The sequence below is a fragment of the Inquilinus sp. OTU3971 genome, from assembly GCF_038440215.1.
The window spans coordinates 1-19,218 of record NZ_JASATH010000069.1 but is presented as its reverse complement, the minus strand read 5'-3'; the positions used below and the strand labels follow the sequence as shown (position 1 = coordinate 19,218).

General features: G+C 69.9%; 12 protein-coding genes. 7 read left to right on the top strand and 5 right to left on the bottom strand.

Annotation, left to right across the window (positions count from 1 at the left end):
• The first annotated feature begins 4 nt into the window (after positions 1–4).
• The 5 genes from AAHM41_RS18360 (at position 5) to AAHM41_RS18340 (ending at position 10,725) form a co-directional block, all read left to right on the top strand.
• A complete protein-coding gene (locus AAHM41_RS18360) occupies positions 5–820 on the top strand; it encodes an ABC transporter permease (RefSeq protein WP_342238013.1) in 816 nt (271 codons plus the stop codon).
• Positions 817–2,418 (top strand): ABC transporter ATP-binding protein, encoded by a 1,602-nt coding sequence (locus AAHM41_RS18355; protein WP_342238012.1) that lies wholly within the window; start codon positions 817–819, stop codon positions 2,416–2,418. Before AAHM41_RS18360 ends, AAHM41_RS18355 begins: the two co-directional genes overlap by 4 nt.
• A 23-nt stretch (positions 2,419–2,441) precedes the next feature.
• Positions 2,442–4,445 (top strand): CocE/NonD family hydrolase, encoded by a 2,004-nt coding sequence (locus tag AAHM41_RS18350; protein ID WP_342238011.1) that lies wholly within the window; start codon positions 2,442–2,444, stop codon positions 4,443–4,445.
• Positions 4,446–4,538: 93 nt separating this feature from the next.
• A complete protein-coding gene (putA, locus tag AAHM41_RS18345; RefSeq protein WP_342238010.1) occupies positions 4,539–8,429 on the top strand; it encodes a trifunctional transcriptional regulator/proline dehydrogenase/L-glutamate gamma-semialdehyde dehydrogenase in 3,891 nt (1,296 codons plus the stop codon).
• A gap of 247 nt (positions 8,430–8,676) precedes the next feature.
• The gene (locus AAHM41_RS18340; protein WP_342238009.1) at positions 8,677–10,725 is read left to right on the top strand and encodes a BTAD domain-containing putative transcriptional regulator; all 2,049 of its coding nucleotides are present in this window, start codon (positions 8,677–8,679) and stop codon (positions 10,723–10,725) included.
• Here the strand turns inward: AAHM41_RS18340 and AAHM41_RS18335 are convergent.
• The 4 genes from AAHM41_RS18335 to AAHM41_RS18320 form a co-directional block, all read right to left on the bottom strand.
• Positions 10,680–11,024: a hypothetical protein gene (locus AAHM41_RS18335; RefSeq protein ID WP_342238008.1), complete on the bottom strand. Its 345-nt coding sequence runs from the start codon at positions 11,022–11,024 to the stop codon at positions 10,680–10,682. The two genes, AAHM41_RS18340 and AAHM41_RS18335, sit on opposite strands and share 46 nt — an antisense overlap.
• Before the next feature lie 131 nt (positions 11,025–11,155).
• Positions 11,156–11,773 (bottom strand): adenylate/guanylate cyclase domain-containing protein, encoded by a 618-nt coding sequence (locus AAHM41_RS18330; protein WP_342238007.1) that lies wholly within the window; start codon positions 11,771–11,773, stop codon positions 11,156–11,158.
• Between the two features lie 180 nt (positions 11,774–11,953).
• Complete coding sequence (locus AAHM41_RS18325) at positions 11,954–12,382, bottom strand: hypothetical protein (RefSeq protein WP_342238006.1); 429 nt, start codon at positions 12,380–12,382, stop codon at positions 11,954–11,956.
• 295 nt (positions 12,383–12,677) lie between these two features.
• Positions 12,678–14,276: a peptide ABC transporter substrate-binding protein gene (locus AAHM41_RS18320; RefSeq protein WP_342238005.1), complete on the bottom strand. Its 1,599-nt coding sequence runs from the start codon at positions 14,274–14,276 to the stop codon at positions 12,678–12,680.
• A gap of 221 nt (positions 14,277–14,497) precedes the next feature.
• Here AAHM41_RS18320 and AAHM41_RS18315 point away from each other — a divergent pair, with 221 nt between their 5' ends.
• Entirely contained in the window at positions 14,498–15,733 is a 1,236-nt protein-coding gene (locus tag AAHM41_RS18315) for a YeeE/YedE family protein (RefSeq protein WP_342238004.1), read from the top strand.
• Between the two features lie 16 nt (positions 15,734–15,749).
• Here AAHM41_RS18315 and AAHM41_RS18310 read toward each other — a convergent pair whose 3' ends face one another.
• Positions 15,750–16,793 carry a calcium-binding protein gene (locus AAHM41_RS18310; protein ID WP_342238003.1) on the bottom strand — a complete coding sequence of 348 codons (1,044 nt, stop codon included), beginning with the start codon at positions 16,791–16,793 and terminating at the stop codon, positions 15,750–15,752.
• A gap of 302 nt (positions 16,794–17,095) precedes the next feature.
• On the opposite strand from AAHM41_RS18310, the gene AAHM41_RS18305 reads away from it, so the two are divergent.
• Positions 17,096–19,156 (top strand): M3 family metallopeptidase, encoded by a 2,061-nt coding sequence (locus AAHM41_RS18305; protein WP_342238002.1) that lies wholly within the window; start codon positions 17,096–17,098, stop codon positions 19,154–19,156.
• Positions 19,157–19,218 lie beyond the last annotated feature (62 nt).

Here is a 19,218-nt window from a genome sequence, read left to right as displayed (position 1 = left end):
ACCTATGAGACGCATCCCGCTCACGGCCTGGATCGGCCTGGCGATCATCGCCCTCAACCTCGCCGCGCTGCTGTTCGGGCCGCTGCTGGCCCCCTATGGCGAGGAGGACATCCTCGGCGGCCCGTTCGACCCCGCCACCGCGCTGAACTGGTTCGGCCTGGACCAGAACGGCCGCGATATGCTCTCGCGTCTGCTCTTCGGCGCGCAGATGTCGATCGGCGCGTCGCTGGCGGCCTCGCTGCTGTCCTTCACGGTCGGCCTGCCGCTCGGCTTCCTCGCCGCCCTGCGCGGCGGCTGGGTCGACACCGTGCTGTCGCGGCTGGTCGACACCATCATGTGCGTGCCGGTGCTGATCTCCGCCCTGGTGGTGCTGCAGGCGCTCGGCTCCTCGCTGCCGGTGCTGGTCGTGACCATCGCGCTCCTGGACTCGACCCGCGTCTTCCGCCTGGCCCGCATCCTGGGGCAGGGGATCAACGTGATGGAATATGCCGAAGCGGCGCGGCTGCGCGGCGAGGGCGCCTGGTGGCTGATCCGCAAGGAGATCCTGCCGAACGCGGCGGCGCCGCTGATCGCCGAATTCGGCATGCGCTTCTGCTTCACCTTCCTGTTCGTCGCCGGCCTGTCCTTCCTGGGCCTGGGCATCCAGCCGCCCTATGCCGATTGGGGCGGCATGGTGAAGGACAACCAGCAGGGCATCCTCTACGGGCTCTACGCGCCGCTGTACCCGGCCGCGGCCATCGCGCTGCTGACCATCGGCGTCAACCTGGTGGTCGACTGGCTGCTCGCCGGCCGCAGCCGGCCGCAGGGAGAGAGGCGATGAGCGACATCCTCACCATCCGCGGCCTGCGGGTCGAGGCGCCGGACGGCACCGTCCTGGTGCACGGCATCAACCTCGACCTGAAGCCGGGCGAGGTGCTGGGTCTGATCGGCGAATCCGGCGCCGGCAAGTCGACCATCGGCCTGGCCGCCATGGGCTGGGGCCGCGGCGGCTGCCGCATCGCCGGCGGCACCGTGTCGATCGGCGGACAGAAGGTGACGGGAGAGGGCTCGGCCGGCCGCGCCCGGCTGCGCGGCGCCCGCATCGCCTATGTGGCGCAGAGCGCGGCCGCCGCCTTCAACCCGGCGCTGACCATCGGCCGCCAGGTGCTGGAGGGGCCGCGGCACCATCGGGCGATGGGCAAGGCCGAGGCGCGCGCCTGGATGCTGGAGCTGTTCCGGGCGCTCGACCTGCCGGACCCCAAGCGCTTCGGCGACCGCTATCCGCACCAGGTCTCAGGCGGCCAGCTGCAGCGCGCCATGGTCGCCATGGCCATGTCCTGCCGGCCCGACATCCTGGTGCTGGACGAGCCGACCACGGCGCTGGACGTCACCACCCAGATCGAGGTGCTGGCCCTGCTACGCCGGCTGATCCAGCGCTATGGCACGGCGGCGCTCTACATCAGCCACGACCTCGCCGTGGTGGCGCAGATCGCCGACCGGATCCAGGTGCTGCGCCACGGCAAGCCGGTCGAGCTCGGCGCCACCGAGCAGGTGCTGGAAGCGCCGCGCGAGGACTACACCCGTCGGCTGGTGGGCGAGCGGCAGGCCAGCCTTTCGGGCGAACCGCGCCGGCACGAGGGCGGCGCGGAGCTGCTGACCGTCGAGGGCATCTCCGCCGCCTATCACAAGGTGCCGGTGCTGGCCGACGTGTCGCTGTCGCTGCGCCGGGGCGAGACCCTGGCGGTGGTCGGCGAATCCGGTTCCGGCAAATCGACGCTGGCGCGGGTGATCACCGGCCTGCTGCCGCCGACCGCCGGGTCGGTGCGGCTGGACGGGCAAGCCTTGCCCTCCTCCTACACCGCCCGAAGCCGCGACCTGCTGCGCCGCATCCAGCTGGTCTACCAACTGCCGGACGTCGCGCTGAACCCGCGCCAGACGGTGGGCGAGGCGATCGGCCGGCCGCTCGGTTTCTATTTCGGCCTCAAGGGGCGGGAGCGGAAGCAGGAGGTCGGCCGGCTGCTGGGCCTGATCGGCCTGGACGCCGCCTTCGCCGACCGCCTTCCCGGCGCGCTCTCCGGCGGGCAGAAGCAGCGCGTCTGCATCGCCCGCGCCCTGGCCGCCAAGCCCGACCTGATGATCTGCGACGAGGTGACCTCGGCGCTCGACCCGCTGGTGGCGGAGGAGATCCTGCGCCTGCTGCGCCGGTTGCAGGACGAGCTGGGCGTCGCCTATCTGTTCATCACCCATGATCTCGGCGTGGTCCGCCGGCTGGCCGACCGCACCGCGGTGATGCAGCGCGGCCGGGTGGTGGAGCAGGGGCCGACGGCGGAGATCTTCACGCCGCCCTTCCACGACTACACCGGCCGGTTGCTGGCCTCCGTCCCCGAGCTGCGCCGCGACTGGCTGGACCAGGTCCTCGCCGCGCGCGCCACCGCTTGACCGCCTTCATGGGAGACCCCGACATGCCGATCCGCGTCGAGGAGAACATCTGGATCCCGCTGGCCGACGGCACCCGCCTGGCCGCCCGGCTGTGGCTGCCGGAGGGGGCTGAGACGGCGCCCGCGCCCGCCGTGCTGGAATACATCCCCTACCGCAAGCGCGACGGCACCCGCGGCCGCGACGAGCCGATGCATGGCTGGTTCGCCGGCCAAGGCTACGCGGCCATCCGCGTCGACATGCGCGGCACCGGTGAATCCGACGGCCACATGGCGGATGAGTACCTGAAGCAGGAGCAGGACGACGCGCTGGAGGTGATCGCCTGGATCGCGGCGCAGCCCTGGTGCACCGGCGCCGTCGGCATGATGGGCAAGTCCTGGGGCGGCTTCAACGCGCTGCAGGTGGCGGCGCGCCGGCCGCCGGCGCTGAAGGCGATCATCACCGTCTACTCGACCGACCATCGCTACTCGGACGACATCCACTTCCAGGGCGGCTGCCTGCTCAACGACAACCTGTGGTGGGGCGCGATCATGCTGGCCTATCAGGCCAGGCCGGCCGACCCGGCGATCGTCGGCGAGGGCTGGCGCCGGCAATGGCTGGAGCGGCTGGAGCGGCTGCCCTTCTTCCCGGCCCTGTGGCTGCGCCACCAGCGCTATGACGAGTACTGGAAGCACGGCTCGGTCTGCGAGGACTGGTCGGCAATCCAATGTCCGGTCCTGGCCGTGGGCGGCTGGGCCGACAGCTACACCAACGCCGTGCCGCGCCTGCTGGCCGGGCTGCAGGTGCCGCGGCGCGGCATCATCGGCCCCTGGGGCCATGTTTATCCGCAGGACGGCGCGCCGGGGCCGGCGATCGGCTTCCTGCAGGAGGCGCTGCGCTGGTGGGACCAGTGGCTGAAGGGCCACGACACCGGGGTGATGGCGGAGCCGATGCTGCGCGCCTTCGTCGAGGACTGGAATTCGCCCACCGGCAGCAGAGCCGAGACCGAGGGCCGCTGGGTCGGCGAGGCGGAGTGGCCCAGCCCCGCCATCGCGGCGCGGCGCTGGGCCCTGAACGCGCCGGGCGCGCTGGCCGAGGCCGCTGGTCCTGAGAGCGACATCCTGGTCCGTTCGCCGCTCAGCCATGGCAAGGCGGCCGGCGAATGGATGGCCACCGGCTGCCCCGGCGAGCTACCGGTCGACCAGCGCCTCGATGATGGCGCCGCGCAGATCTTCGACACCGCGCCGCTGGACGAGCCGGTGGAGATCCTGGGCGCGCCGGAGCTGCTGCTCGACCTCGCCTCGGATGCGCCGGTGGCGCAGCTGGCGGTGCGGCTGTGCGATGTGGCGCCGGACGGGCGCTCGGCCCGGGTCAGCTACGGCGTGCTGAACCTGACCCATCGCGACGGCCATGAGGCGCCGGCGCCGCTGGAGCCCGGCAGGCGCTACCGGGTTCGGGTGAAGCTGAATGATTGCGGCCATCGCTTCCCGGCCGGGCACCGCATCCGCATCGCCGTCGCCACCGGCTATTGGCCCGTCGTGTGGCCGGCCCCGTATGCCGCAACCCTGACCCTGCGGGCGGGCGCCAGCCGTCTCGACCTGCCGGTGCGGCAAGGCGGGGCAGGGGATGCAGTCGCGTTCGAACCGCCGGTCCGCGGTCCTTCTGCGCCGGCCACCCAGCTGTCGCCCGGAACGATCCGGCGCACCTCCAAGCAGGACCATGTGACCGGCGAGACGATCTATGTCACCGAAGGCATCGGCGGCCTGTTCGGCGAGGGCATCCTGCGCTTCGACGAGATCGACACCATGGCCTCGCACAGCCTGAAGCGCGAGCTGGTGATCCGCGACGACGACCCGCTGTCGGCGCGCTACGTCCTGACCCAGTCCTACGAGATGGGGCGCGAGGGCTGGCGCATCCTGATCGAGAGCCGGTCGGTGCTGGCCGCCGATCTCGACCGCTGGCACCTGACCACCGAGCTGACGGCCAAGGAGAACGGACAGGTCGCGACCGAGCGCTCTTGGTCCGAGGACATTCCGCGCGACCTGGTGTGATCCGGCAGGTGCAACCCGTCCGAGGGTAAGGTTGCGCCTTTTGCCCTGTTGATGGTACTACTCCCGGAGAACAAAACCCGCGGGGGCAGGGCCATGGGCAGCACGACGTTCGGCGTGAAGATCGATGACGAGCTGCGGGCGCGGCTGAAGGCGGCGGCGGAAAAGCAAGGCCGCACCCCGCACTGGCTGGTCAAGCAGGCCATGCTGGCGATGCTCGACCGGGTCGAGCGCGGCGAGACCTTCGGCAGCCCCGAAGAGACCGACGGCGCCGACCTGGTCGACGACCCGGCCGCCGAAGAAGCCGGGCCGCAGCCCTTCCTCGAATTCGCCCAGTCGGTGCAGCCGCAGACCGTGCTGCGCGCCAAGATCACCGCCGCCTACCGCCGGCCGGAGGAGGAGTGCCTGCCCTATATCCTGGCCGGTGCCAGCCTGCCGAAGCCGGTGACCGACGGGGCGCGGGGCATCGCCCGCACGCTGGTCGAGGCGCTGCGCGCCAAGGGCGTCGGCGCCGGCGTCGAGGGGCTGATCCAGGAGTTCTCGCTGTCGAGCCATGAGGGCGTCGCCCTGATGTGCCTGGCCGAGGCGCTGCTGCGCATCCCCGACCGCGCCACCCGCGACGCGCTGATCCGCGACAAGATCTCGTCCGGCGACTGGCAGTCCCATGTCGGCCAGAGCCCGTCGATGTTCGTCAACGCCGCCGCCTGGGGCCTGGTGGTGACCGGCAAGCTGGTGACCACGAACAGCGAGGCCGGCCTGTCCGCCGCCCTGACCCGGCTGATCGGCCGCGGCGGCGAGCCGCTGATCCGCAAGGGCGTCGACATAGCGATGCGGATGATGGGCGAGCAGTTCGTCTCCGGCCAGACCATCTCCGAGGCGCTGGCCAACGGCCGCAAGCTCGAAGCCAAGGGCTTCCGCTACTCCTACGACATGCTCGGGGAGGCGGCCACGACCGGGGCCGACGCCGACCGCTACTACCGCGACTACGAGCAGGCGATCCACGCCATCGGCAAGGCGGCGGAGCGGCGCGGCATCTATGAGGGGCCGGGCATCTCGATCAAGCTGTCGGCCCTGCATCCGCGCTATTCCCGGGCCCAGGCCGACCGGGTGAAGGGCGAGCTGCTGCCGCGGCTGACCGCCCTGGCGGTGCTGGCCCGCAGCTACGACATCGGTCTCAACATCGACGCCGAGGAGGCCGACCGGCTGGAGCTGTCGCTCGACCTCTTGGAAGCGCTGTGCTTCGACCCGGCGCTGTCCGGCTGGAACGGCATCGGCTTCGTCGTCCAGGCCTATCAGAAGCGCTGCCCCTTCGTGATCGACTATGTCATCGACCTGGCCCGGCGCAGCGGCCACCGGGTGATGGTGCGGCTGGTCAAGGGCGCCTATTGGGACAGCGAGATCAAGCGCGCCCAGGTCGACGGGCTGGAAGGCTTCCCGGTCTACACCCGCAAGATCTACACCGACGTTTCCTACCTGGCCTGTGCCCGCAAGCTCTTGGCGGCGCCGGACGCGGTGTTCCCGCAATTCGCCACCCACAACGCCCAGACGCTCGCGACCATCTACAAGATGGCCGGCGAGAACTACTATCGCGGCCAGTACGAGTTCCAGTGCCTGCACGGCATGGGCGAGGGGCTGTATGAGGAGGTGGTGGGGCGCGAGAAGCTGGACCGGCCGTGCCGGATCTACGCCCCGGTCGGCACCCATGAGACGCTGCTGGCCTATCTGGTCCGGCGACTGCTGGAGAACGGGGCCAACACCTCTTTCGTCAACCGCATCGGCGACCCGGACGTTTCGATCGACGAGCTGATCGCCGACCCGGTCGAGGCGGCGCGTAAGGTCCAGCCGCTCGGCGCCCCGCACGCCAAGATCGCCTCGCCGCGCGCCCTGTTCGGCGACAGCCGCGACAACTCCGCCGGCATCGACCTGTCGAACGAGCAGCGCCTGGCCTCGCTCTCCGCCGCGCTGCTCGGCGGCGTCGACGCGGTGGTCCGCGCCGTGCCGATGCTGGGCGATAGCGACCGCGACGGCCCGGCCCGCGAGGTCCGCAACCCGGCGGACCGCCGCGACGTGGTCGGCACGGTGGTCGAGGCGTCCGCAAGCCAGGTCGACGAGGCGATGGCCCATGCCGCCGCTGCCGCGCCGATCTGGCAGTCCACCCCGCCGGCCGACCGCGCCGCCTGCCTGCTGCGCGCCGCCGACCTGATGGAGGCGCGGATGCCAGCCCTCTTGGGCACCATCATCCGCGAGGCCGGCAAGACCCTGCCGAACGCGATCGGCGAGGTGCGCGAGGCGGTCGACTTCCTGCGCTACTACGCGGCCCAGGTGCGCGACCAGTTCTCCAACGACACCCACCGGCCGCTCGGCCCCATAGTCTGCATCAGCCCGTGGAACTTCCCGCTGGCGATCTTCACCGGCCAGGTGGCGGCGGCGCTTGCGGCGGGCAGCACCGTGCTGGCCAAGCCGGCGGAGGAGACGCCGCTGATCGCCGCGACCGCTGTGCGCCTGCTGCGCGAGGCCGGGGTGCCGGCCGGGGCGGTGCAACTGGTGCCGGGCGCCGGCGAGGTCGGGGCGCGGCTGGTGGCCGACAGCCGCACCCGCGGCGTCATGTTCACCGGCTCGACCGAGGTCGCCAAGATCATCCAGAAGGTGCTGGCCGACCGCCTCGACCCCGAGGGCCGGCCGATTCCGCTGATCGCCGAGACCGGCGGCCAGAACGCGCTGATCGTCGACAGCTCGGCCCTGCCGGAGCAGGTGGTGGGCGACGTGCTGGCCTCGGCCTTCGACAGTGCCGGCCAGCGCTGCTCGGCGCTGCGAATCCTGTGCATCCAGGAGGATGTGGCCGACCGCGTCCTGACCATGCTGAAGGGCGCGATGGCCGAGCTCGCGATCGGCAACCCGGACCGGCTGGCGGTCGATGTCGGCCCGGTGATCACCGACGAGGCGCGGGCGATCATCGCCAGGCACATCGAGGCAATGCAGGCCAAGGGCCGCAAGGTCCAGGCCCTGCCGCTGCCCGAGGCGGCGAAGCACGGCACCTTCGTGCCGCCGACCCTGATCGAGCTCGACTCGATCGCCGAGCTGAAGCGCGAGGTGTTCGGGCCGGTGCTGCATGTGCTGCGCTACCGCCGCAGCCAGCTCGACCAACTCCTGGACGCGATCAACGCCACCGGCTACGGCCTGACCTTCGGCGTCCACACCCGGATCGACGAGACCATTGCCCGGGTGTCGCACCGCGCCACGGCCGGCAATGTCTACGTCAACCGCAACCTGATCGGCGCGGTGGTTGGGGTGCAGCCCTTCGGCGGCCACGGCCTGTCCGGCACCGGGCCTAAGGCCGGCGGCCCGATGTACCTGTACCGGCTGCTCTCGGTCCGGCCCGAGGCCGGGCCGGTGGCGTCCGACAGCGCCGCGAGCGACAAGCACTTCCAGCCGCTCCGCGACTGGGTGGCGGCCCTGCGCAAGGCCGGCCGGACGGCGGAGGCCGACCGCGTCGCCGCCTTCGAGGCGCGCAGCCCGCTCGGCGTGACCCTCGATCTGCCCGGCCCGGTCGGCGAGAAGAACAGCTACAGCCTGGAGCCGCGCGGCACGGTGCTGTGCCTGGCCCAGACCGCGGCCGGCGCGGCGCTGCAGATCGGCGCGGCGCTGGCCACCGGCAACACCGCGGTGCTGTCGGCCCCCAAGGAGGTCGCCGACGCCCTGCTCGGGGCCGTGCCACCGTCGCTGAAGCCGCTCTTGTCCCGCGCCGACGATTGGGCCTCGGCGCCGGCCGACGCGGTGCTGTTCGAGGGCGACGGCGACGCTCTGCACGCGGTGAACCGGGCCATCGCGGCCCGGCCGGGCCCGCTGGTGCCGGTCCAGGGCGCAACCCGCGACGACCTCGCCGAGGGCCGCGCCTTCTATGCCCTGGAATGGCTGCTGCTGGAGCGGTCGGTCAGCAACAACACCGCGGCGGCGGGCGGCAATGCCAGCCTGATGACGATCGGGTGAGGTGCGGAATGGCGATACCCGCGGCGGGGAGCGTTTCCGCTCCCCGCATCGCCATGCCTCTCGGCCCAGCAGTTCCGAACCCGGAGATGCGTGAAAATTGACATAATTTAAGCACAGTCGTTCTCTATTATTTCCAAATAAGCTGATAGATCAGAGGAAGATATCCGCATTCTGTGGATTCTCTCGGCAGCAAAGAGAGAATTCCTGAGATCCGAAGCTTCGGCCGTCTTTTTCTGATGATTGTACGGTGGGTTTCGTTGCTGGCGACGTTCTCTATCGGGAATGCGAGGCGACGGTCATGGATATGTGCACGACTGGCTTTGTGCTGAAGCTTTTCGGGAATCCGCGACTGGTCGGGCCTGACGGATCCGATTGCACGCCGCGTCTGAAGAAGGCGTTCTGCCTCCTCGCCTATCTTGCCCTGCAGCCGAACGGACAGGCCCGCCGGGAACGTCTGATCGGGCTGTTCTGGGGCGATCGCGGCCAGGCGCAGGCGCAGGGCTCGCTGCGTCACGCGCTGCTCGAGCTGCGGCAGAGCCTTGACGATCAGGCCGACGGCCTGCTCACCGCCGACCGCCTCTCGGTGCGGCTCGACACGCATACCCTGGCCGTGGACGCGCTGGGCATGGACCGCCTCCTGGCGGTCGGAACCGTGGAGGCGCTCCTGCAGGCGAGCGCCGGCTGGGTGGGCGAGCTGCTCGACGGCATCTCATCTCCCGGCACGGCCTTCGACCACTGGCTGCAGGCCGAGCGCGCATCCCGCCACGCCGCCATCCTCCGCGCGCTGGAGGAAGCCGTCACCGAGGCGGAGAGATCCGGACGGGACCGGGATCTGGAGGCGCTCGCCCAGGCGCTGCTTCGCGTCGATCCGGCTCACGAGCGCGGGCACCGGGTCCTGATCGATCTGCATGCGCGCAAGGGGGCCATCGGGGCCGCGCTCCGCCAGTTCGAGCAATGCTGCAAGGCTCTCGCCCATGCGCTCGACATCGAACCCTCCGCCGAGCTCCGGTCGCATATCGACGCCCTCCGGCGTGGGGAGGCGTCGCCTTCGAGCCCGACACGGGCTATCCCGCACCGCACGCCCGTGGTGGCGGTGTTCGTCCAGCCCGCCATCGGGCCGCCGGAGCTGGTCCGCGACCTGTCGCAGCTTCTGGAGGACGAGCTCGTCACCGCGCTGTCCCGGTACCGGACCTTCTCGACCCGCCTGATCACCTCGCCCGAGCAGGCGGCCGAGGCCGGTCCCTATCTGCTGCGGATCGGCCTCCGGCACGACGGAACCGCCTGCCGATACGGCCTTCGCCTGTGCGACACGGCGACGAACCTGCAGCATCTGGTCGAGGTGCTCGCCTTTCCCGCGGCCGCGGATCTCGCCTCGGTGCTGCCGGGCCTGACGAGCTTCGCGCATCGGGTCGACCATGTGGTCCGGACGGCGCGCATCCCCCAGCTTGGTGAGACCGCAGAAGCGTATGACCTCTGGCTGGCCGGCGACCGGATGGTGGAGACGTTCAGCAGCGAGGCGTTCGACGCCGCCATACCGCTGCTGAACCGCGCGGCAGCGGCGGATCCGGGCTTTGCCCGGCCGCTGTCCGGCCTCGCCTCGATCGAGCTCTCGCGACAGCAGCTGGTGCCCGGCTCGCGCTGCGACCCCGAGACCTTCGCGCACGCGACCCGGCTGGCCCGGGACGCCATCGCGATCGATCCATGGGACAGCCACGGTCATATCATCGCCGCCTGGGCCTATCTGCGCCAGCGCATGCCGGAGCAGGCGCGGCGCCATTTCGAGCAGGCGCGCGCGCTGAACCCCGATGATCCGATGACGCTGATCGCCTGTGCCGAAGGGCTGGCGCATCTCGGCTCGATCGACGACGCGATCCGATGCGGCGAGCGCGCCCTCGAGATCCATCCGGCCCCGCCGCCCTATTTCTACTGGTACCTGGCCGTCGCCTGCACGCATGCCGGGGCCTACGAACGGGCGCTGACATTGACCCGGCTCGGCCCGGACACGGTTCCCGAGCTGGTCGCCTGGCGGGCTGTGGCCCTGGCGTCTTCGGGGCGCGCGACGGAGGCCAGGGCGGCCGGCGAGGAGTTCTTCCGGCGTCTCGGCGGGACCTGGGGAGGGGAGGAGCCGTTCACACCGGAACGCGCCCTCCGCTGGCTCGACGAGGTCGTGCTCATCCCCGACGAAGCCAGACGACGGCAGTTCGTCGATGCCGTCTCGCGGATCACCTCATCCCGAGACGGGCCGGTCTCCTACCGGCATCCGCAGAGGACGATGAACCCGATCCTCCTGAGGTAGTCCTCCTTCTCCTGCTGGTCCTTGAAGGTGGTCTGGACCTGCGGGATGACGACGTTGATCACATCATCGGTGTCGACGACCACGTTGATGCTCTTGCCGGCGACGGCCTTGGGATCGAGCCCTTTGGCGAGGTTGGGCTGCTGCAGGATGGATTTTGCGTTGAGGATGAAGTTGGCCAGATCGGTCGGGCTCGTCGCCGCCTTGAAGACCTCCTCGCCGACGGCGAGCAACTGGTCCCGGTTGCCCAGGTCGATCACGGAAAAATCGTGCGGGGTGGCGATTGGATCGAAGCGCGGCATGGTCGTTCCCCCTGGCGCTTGTCAAATGAGATGACGGTGCGGCAGTCAGCCGGGGATGGAAAGCTCTCCAATGGGATGCGCAGGCCATCCGGAAGAGGCTGGCGGCCGGAGGCTGTGCATCGGGATCTTCATCAGCCCGTCAATGCGCTGCGGGCGATCCGATAGACGCCGATCGGTTCGGCCATGTTCCTGAGCAGGCATTGTCCGAGGGCCTCGAAGCCGATCCCGGTCGTGTCGGCAACCTCCGCGACCACGGTCTCGGACAGGTAGACGTCGCCGGGCTCGGCGAGCGCCTGGAGGCGGGCGGCGACGTTCAGGGGATGCCCGAACAGCTCACCATCGACGGCGATGCTGTCGCCGGTGCTGACACCCATGTGCAGGCGAAGGCTCCGGTCGATGCCGGCTCCCGCCGGCTCGGCGTTCACGCCGCGCTGAAGCGCGACGGCGCAGTTCACGGCGTCCACCGGGCGCGGGAACGCGATCAGCGCGCCGTCACCCGCGGAGCTCACCAGCCGCCCCCGATGGGCGAGGACGATCGGCAGGACTAAATGTCGCCGGAGCGCACGCAGATCGAGCGCCGTGGCGAGGGCGTCGAGCTCGACGAGCCGGCTGAACCCCACGACATCCGCGACCAGGATGGTGAGGCGTCGCCGCTCGATTCTGGGAGCATGGCCCAAGCCGTGCCGATGGCTGTATGTCGCGCCTTCTGGTCGGGTCGGGGGCCTGCTGATCGGTCTGGTCGTGTACAAGAGAACCTCCCTGTCTCGGCTTTCCCCTTGTCTCAGGGTGTTGACAGGAGTCTCTCCGGAACAGCGGCACGCTTCGTGTATCGACCGGCCGTTCAGCGTGAAAAATGCGTGAGCCGAGGGGGCGAGGCGGTCAATCGCCTCGCCCCCGAAAGAGCCCGCCCTCGCGATCCGCCTGGATTGTTATTCCGCCGGCATCGGCGGCGCGGCGGTGTTGCGATCAGCCGTGTTCTCAACGGACCTCGAGCGCCGTGCCGGAACGAGCCGTTCGAAGGCCGTCAGGCCAGCCTGCAGGATGCGCTCGAGATGGGTCGCCAGCCTCGGCCAGAAGCGACGGTCGAAATGCGAGGCGAAGTCCCGGTTGATCCGCACGACGCGCCAGTACGTCTCCTCCCAGTCGTGATACGCCTCGGTCAGCTCGCGGCTCTGCTGATGCGAGATGCGGAGGAGGGCGCAGTCGCACTCCGCTTCGATCCGGGCGCTGCCGCCCAGCGGGTCGAATATCACCCGATGGCCGCTGGGCTTGTGGCGCAGCAGCCCGCGACGGATGTCGAATTCGGCCGGGGAAGTACGAAGTGCGACGATCATCGGGCTCACATCGAGATATGCCATGTCGATCCTCCTGAAATGCCTCGCGGCGGTGGAGGTGCTCAACCCACGGGAGATGCCGCCAGCATCTCCCCAACGGCGACGACGGGTTGCCCCGCATCGCGAGGCCATGATCTCGGCCGGATCGTTCGAAGACGGGTTTCGATCCCGGCTTGTGATGGGCTCGGCCGCTATAGCCCACTCGCGCCCGCCCCCCGACACGGGCCGAAGCGATGGTGCAGTGGATGAAAGATCTTGGATCTGGAGTCGTCCGAGTCAATCGGCTGCGATGGCCGCTGACCCGCGACGGTGCCGCCGCTCAGCGCTCGATCGACAGCCAGCGTGTCGGGTGGACGTCCTGCACGTTGTCCACCCAGCCCTTCACGGCCGGCGAGACCGCATGCCTGCTCATGTAGCGGTAGATCGGGATCAGCGGCAGGTCGTCGATCATGATCCGTTCGGCCTGCTGCAACATCCGGCCGCGCCGTCTGGGATCGGTCTCCCGGGCTGCCTGGGCCATCAGGGCGCGATACTTCGGATTGGCATAGCCCGTCGCGTTCAACGGGCCTGAGCCGTCCGGCTCCAACTGCAGGAAATTGTAGGCATCGTCGTAGTCGCCGAGCCATCCGTTCCGTGCGATGTCGGAAAATCGCCGACCCTCGAGCGTGGCCTGGAAAGGCCCCCATTCCTGGGTACGGAACTCGGTCGTGACCCCGAGCTTCTTCTTCCACATCTCCGCGATCGCCCGGGCGATCCGCTCGTGGCTCTCGCCGACGTTGTAGATGAGCTCCAGCTTCAGGGGCCTGTCGGGACCATAGCCTGCCTTGGCGAATAGCTCCCTGGCCTTTGCGTCGCGCTGGGCCTGGGTCAGCCTGGCAGCCTTCGGTTGCCAGGCGGGGAAGTCGAAGGTGCCCGGCGGCACGAAGGTGTAGGCCGGCAGTTCGTGGGAACGCGTGACGGTCCTGGCCAGCATGTCGCGGTCGATCGCCAGCGACAGGGCGTGGCGCAGCTCCGGGCTGCCGCGCCACGGCTCATGCGTCAGGTTAAAAGCATAGTAGTAGGTGCCCCGATACGGCGTGACGTGAACCTGGTTCGGGACCGTCTCCTGCAGCGCCTGGATCTGCTGCCCCGACAGGTCATAGGTCATGTCCAGCCTGCCGCCCCGGAAGCGGCGCAGTTCGACCTCGATGTCGGCGGTCGGAGTGAGCATCACCGTGTCGATCCGGATCGACGCGGCGTCATGGAAATGCGGGTTCCGGGTCAGCTTGACGTGATCCTGCGGCACCGCCTCGGTCAGGCTATAGGCGCCGTTCGAGACGAGGTGGCCGGGCTTAAAGGCATCGGCCCCGAACCTGTCGACATTGGCGCGGCTGACCGCCGCGGTGGCGTAGTGCGCAAGGGATGCGACAAAGTATGGCGTCGGTGCGGCCAGCGTCACCTCGAGGGTGCGGGCGTCGATCGCGCGGACTCTGAGATCCGCGGGCCGTCGGGCGCCGGTCCGGATGTCCCTGGCATTGGCCACCGCGTCCAGATTGGCGGCATAGGGCGACCCGGTCTCCGGATCGACCAGGCGCTGCCAGCCGAAGACGAAATCGGCCGCGGTGACCGGCGTGCCGTCCGACCATTTTCCGTCCGCGCGCAGCTTGAAGCTGTAGGTCAGGCCGTCATCGGAGACCGCCCAGCTTTCCGCCGCTCCCGGCACGGCGTTGCCGTCGGCGCTATAGGTCATCAGCCCTTCGAACAGATCCACGGCGATGACGGCTTCCGCAACGACCGCCATCTGCTGCGGATCGAAGGTCGTGGGGTCGGCGCCGTTGCCCTTGTTGAAGACCGTCTCGGCCAGGGCCGCGCTGGAGATGCCCCCCAGCAGGACGGCGAACATCAGCCTGCGCGCCAGTATCTTGGTGAAGCGATGCATGAATTCGCCCGTCCGAAATCGTCATCTGAAATCACGGAGCTCAATCTGGCTCGGACGGCGATCCTTCACAATGGCGCTTGCGTGCCGCGCGGTGACGGGCAGGGGGCGCTACAGATTTATCGGCATTCTTGTGTAATTTTCATTGAATTGACATTTTGTACTACAGGATTATGTATTCCGAACCGGGTCGCCCTGACGGCGGCCGCTTCCGGATTCATGCGATGTCGACGATCACCTTTCTCGGCGGTCAGACCGCTCCCCGTCTTGCCCCGGCGATCAATCCGCGCGTCGCCGGCCTGGCCGGGCTGGTGCTGCTCGCCGGCGTGCTGCTGCTCTCCGCGGTGATCGATGCCCGCCAGGCGGCGCTCTACGCCCTCGGCGCGGCGCTTGGCGTGGTGCTCTATCACGCCGCCTTCGGCTTCACCTCGGCCTGGCGGGTGTTCATCGCCGATGGCCGCGGCGCCGGGCTGCGGGCGCAGATGGTGATGCTGGCGGTCGCCGTGCTGCTGTTCTTCCCGGCGCTGTCGGCCGGCACGCTGTTCGGCCAGCCGGTCAGCGGCAACATCTCGCCGCTCGGCGTCTCGGTGGTGGTCGGCGCCTTCCTCTTCGGCATCGGCATGCAGCTCGGCGGCGGCTGCGCCTCCGGCACGCTCTATACGGTCGGCGGCGGTTCCACCCGCATGGTGCTGACCCTGGTCTTCTTCATCGCCGGCTCGGCGATCGGCGCGGCCCATCTGCACTGGTGGACGGCACAGCCCTCGCTGCCGGCGGTGTCGCTGGTCACCAGCCTCGGGCTGTGGCCGTCCCTCCTGCTGAACCTCGCCATCTTCGCCGCCATCGCCGGCCTGACCGTGTTGCGCGAACGCCGCGTGCACGGCGCCCTGGTGGCGCCGGAGCCGTCGGCGACGCGTGGCCTGCAGCGGCTGCTGCGCGGCCCCTGGCCGCTGGTCTGGGGCGGCGTCGCCCTGGCGGTGCTGAACTTCGTCACCCTGGCCCTGGCCGGGCGGCCCTGGGGCATCACCTCGGCCTTCGCCCTCTGGGGCTCCAAGGCGGCGGCGCTGGTCGGCTTCGACCCGGCGAGCTGGCCCTACTGGTCGAAGCCGGCCAACGCGGCGGCCCTGAACGGCAGCATCCTCGCCGACGTCACCTCGGTGATGGATATCGGCATCGTCGTCGGCGCGTTGCTGGCCGCCGGCCTGGCCGGGCGCTTCGCCCCGGTCTGGCGGATCCCCGGCCGCCAAGTCGCCGCCGCCGTGGTCGGCGGGCTGCTGCTCGGCTACGGCGCCCGCCTGGCCTATGGCTGCAACATCGGCGCCTATTTCTCCGGCATCGCCTCCGGCAGCCTGCATGGCTGGCTGTGGCTGGCTGCGGCCTTCTTCGGCAATGTCGCCGGCACGCATCTGCGCCCGGCCTTCGGCCTCGAGGTCGAGCGGACGCCGCGCCTGACCGGCTGCTGACGTCCGCCCGGCATCGTCAGAGCACGAAATCGCTCGCGACCAGGTGGACCGCCCCGGTCAGGAGGATGTGGAAGTCGGAGGTGCCGTCGCCGTCGACATCGCCGGCGATGGTCGTGCCGCTGGCGGAGGTGGAGAAGCGCAGCTCTCCGGCATGGTGGGTGTAGAGGCCGGTGCCGATGAAGCGGAAGGCCTGGTTGCCGGAGACTTCGGCATTGGCGTCGATCCCCGACAGGTCGATGCGGTCGCCCTGGACATGGCTGAAATCGGTGATCCGGTCGGCGCCTGAGCCGGTCGGGCTCTGCGCCGCGCTGCTGTAGACGAAGCGGTCGGCCCCGGCGCCGCCCGTCAGCGTGTCGGTCCCGCCGGCCCCGGTGAGGGCATCGTTGCCGTTCCAGCCCTGCAGCACATTGGCCCGGCTGTTGCCGGCGAGGGTGTCGCTGCCCTGGCTGCCGGAGAGGTTCTCGATGCCGGAGAGTGTGTCGCCCTGCGCTTCGCCGCCGCTGCCTTTGCCGGTGGTCAGGCTGACCGAGACCTTGACCGAGCTGCTGTAGTAGCTGGCCGTGTCGATGCCGGCGCCGCCCTCCAGCACATCGGCCCCGGCGCCTCCGCGCAGCACGTCGTTGCCGACCCGGCCCTCGAGCGTGTCATTGCCGGCCAGGCCGCTGAGAGTGTCGTTGCCGGCCAGACCGGCCAGAACATCGCCCTTCTGCGAACCGGGCTGGCTGTCATTGCCGGCGAACAGGCTGTTGGCGAGGCCGGTGAAGTCGCCATTGCTGATCTGCGAATAGGTGGTCGCGGCGCTGAGCGAGGTGCCGGTGAAGGTGGCGATGGCGACGCCGTTCTGCGACAGCACCAGCCCGGTCACCACGCCGGTGATCCCGAACAGCCCGGCGCCGAGGCCGTTGCCGGTGAGGTCGACCGACACGCCGTCGAAATTGATATGCCCGGCGGTGGAAGTGAGGGAGGTCACCCTTGGATTGTCGAAATCGAGCTGCCCCAGGGCGTCGAAGGAAAACCCGGCGCCATTGATGCCGTTCGGCGCAACCGTCAGCGTCGTCATCTGCAAACCCCTCCTGGCCCCGGCCATCCGGGGCTCTCGTCTGGAATACGGGGATATGCTAGCGAGGCCGGCCAGGAATCACCATCGTGAATGGAACGATCCAGCAGTTAAATCTTTATGACCATGACTCAAAATCTCCAGTATTTTGCTGCAATGCAAAGTTTCTAAGATTTAAAATCCTCTAACACCGATACTGATTCAAGCAATCCTGCCCAGGGTGGATCGGCGACACGGCTGCTGACACCGGGCTGCGATCCTCGCTAGTCTGGCGGCCAAGGATCCAGATCACGGGCGATGCCAAGATGAGCTCCGAGACGCAGACCTCCGCCAACCCGCTGCTCGTAGAATGGGACACGCCCTTCGGCAGCCCGCCCTGGCAGCGGATCGCGGTCGGGCATTTCCGCCCGGCCTTCGACGCCGCGCTGGCCGAGCATCTCCGCGAGATCGAGGCGATCGCCGGCGACCCGGCCGAACCGAGCTTCGACAACACCGTCGCGGCGCTGGAGCGCAGCGGCCGCGCGCTGCGCCGGGTCGCCGCCGCCTTCTTCAACCTGACCTCGGCCCACAGCAGCGACGAATTGGAGGCGGTGGAGCGCGACGTCGCGCCGCTGCTGGCCCGGCACCACAACGCGATCCAGCAGCACCCGGCGCTGTTCCGCCGGGTCGATGCGCTGTTCGCCCGCCGGGCCGTGCTGGGCCTGACGCCGGAGCAGGACCGGGTGCTGGAGCGCTACCATCTCGGCTTCACCCGCAGCGGCGCCGGCCTGGACGTGGCGGCGAAGCGCCGCCTGTCCGAGATCGTCGAGCGCCTGGCCACGCTGGGCACCAGCTTCGGCCAGAACGTGCTGGCCGACGAGAAGGCTTATGCCCTGGTGCTGGACGGCGAGGCTGACCTGGCCGGCCTGCCGCAGGAGCTGCGCGACGCGGCGGCGGCCGCTGCGGCCGATCGCGGCCAGCCGGGCAAGCACGCGATCACGCTCGGCCGGTCCAGCGTCGAGCCCTTCCTGCAGTTCTCCGCCCGGCGCGACCTGCGCGAGACGGCGTTCAAGGCTTGGCTCGCGCGCGGCGAGGGCGCCGCGTCCGACAACCGGCCGATCATCGCCGAGACCGTGGCGCTGCGGGCGGAGCAGGCGCGGCTGCTGGGCTATTCCAGCTACGCCCATTTCCGCCTGGCCGACACCATGGCCAAGACGCCGGAGGCGGCGCTGGGCCTGCTGAACTCGGTCTGGACCCCGGCCCGGGCCCGCGCCCTGCGCGAGCAGGAGAAGCTGCAGGCGCTGGTCGCGGCCGAGGGCGGCAATTTCGAGGTCGCGGCGTGGGACTGGCGCTACTACGCCGAGCAGCAGCGCAAGCGGGAGTTCGACCTCGACGAGAGCGAGCTGAAGCCCTACCTGCAGCTCGAGCGCATCATCGAGGCCGCCTTCGACACGGCGCACCGCCTGTTCGGCCTGTCGTTTCAGGAACAGCGTGACGTGCCGGTGTGGCACCCCGATGTCCGGGCCTGGGAGGTGACGGGCCGGGATGGCCGCTTCATCGGCCTGTTCTACGGCGACTATTTCGCCCGGCCGTCGAAGCGCAGCGGCGCCTGGATGGAGGCGATCCGGGAGCAGGAGAACCTGGACGGCGAGGTGCGCCCGATCGTCGTCAACGTCATGAACTTCGCCAAGGCGGCGAAGGGCACGCCGAGCCTGCTCAGCTTCGACGACGCCCGCACCTTGTTCCACGAATTCGGCCACGCCCTGCATGGGCTGATGTCCGACCTGACCTATCCGGCCATCGCCGGCACCAATGTGGCGCGCGACTTCGTCGAGTTCCCGTCGCAGCTGTACGAGCACTGGCTGGAGCGGCCGGAGATCCTGCGCCGCCACGCGCTGCACTACCGCACCGGCGAGCCGATGCCGGAAGAGCTGCTGCAGCGGGTGCTGGCGGCGCGCACCTTCAACCAGGGCTTCTCCACCGTCGAGTTCATCTCCTCCGCCCTGGTCGATCTCGACTTCCACGCCACGGGTGCCGATGCCTCCGACCCGGCTGCCTTCGAGCGGGCGACGCTGGAGCGAATCGGGATGCCGTCGGCGATCGTGATGCGGCACCGGCCGCCGCATTTCCAGCACGTCTTCGCCGGCAGCGGCTATTCCGCCGGCTATTACAGCTATCTGTGGTCCGAGGTGCTGGACGCGGACGGCTTCGGTGCGTTCGAGGAGGCGGGCGACATCTTCGACCCGGCGGTGTCGGGCCGGCTGGCGGAGTTCGTCTATTCCGCCGGCTACCGCCGCGACCCGGCCGAGGCCTACCGCGCCTTCCGCGGCCGGCCGCCGGAGCCGGCGGCGCTGCTGAAGAAGCGCGGCCTGGCCGACGCGGCTTGAGGGGCGGGGGGGGGGGGGGGGGGGGGGGGGGGGGGCCCCCCCCCGCGGGGCCCGCCCCCCCC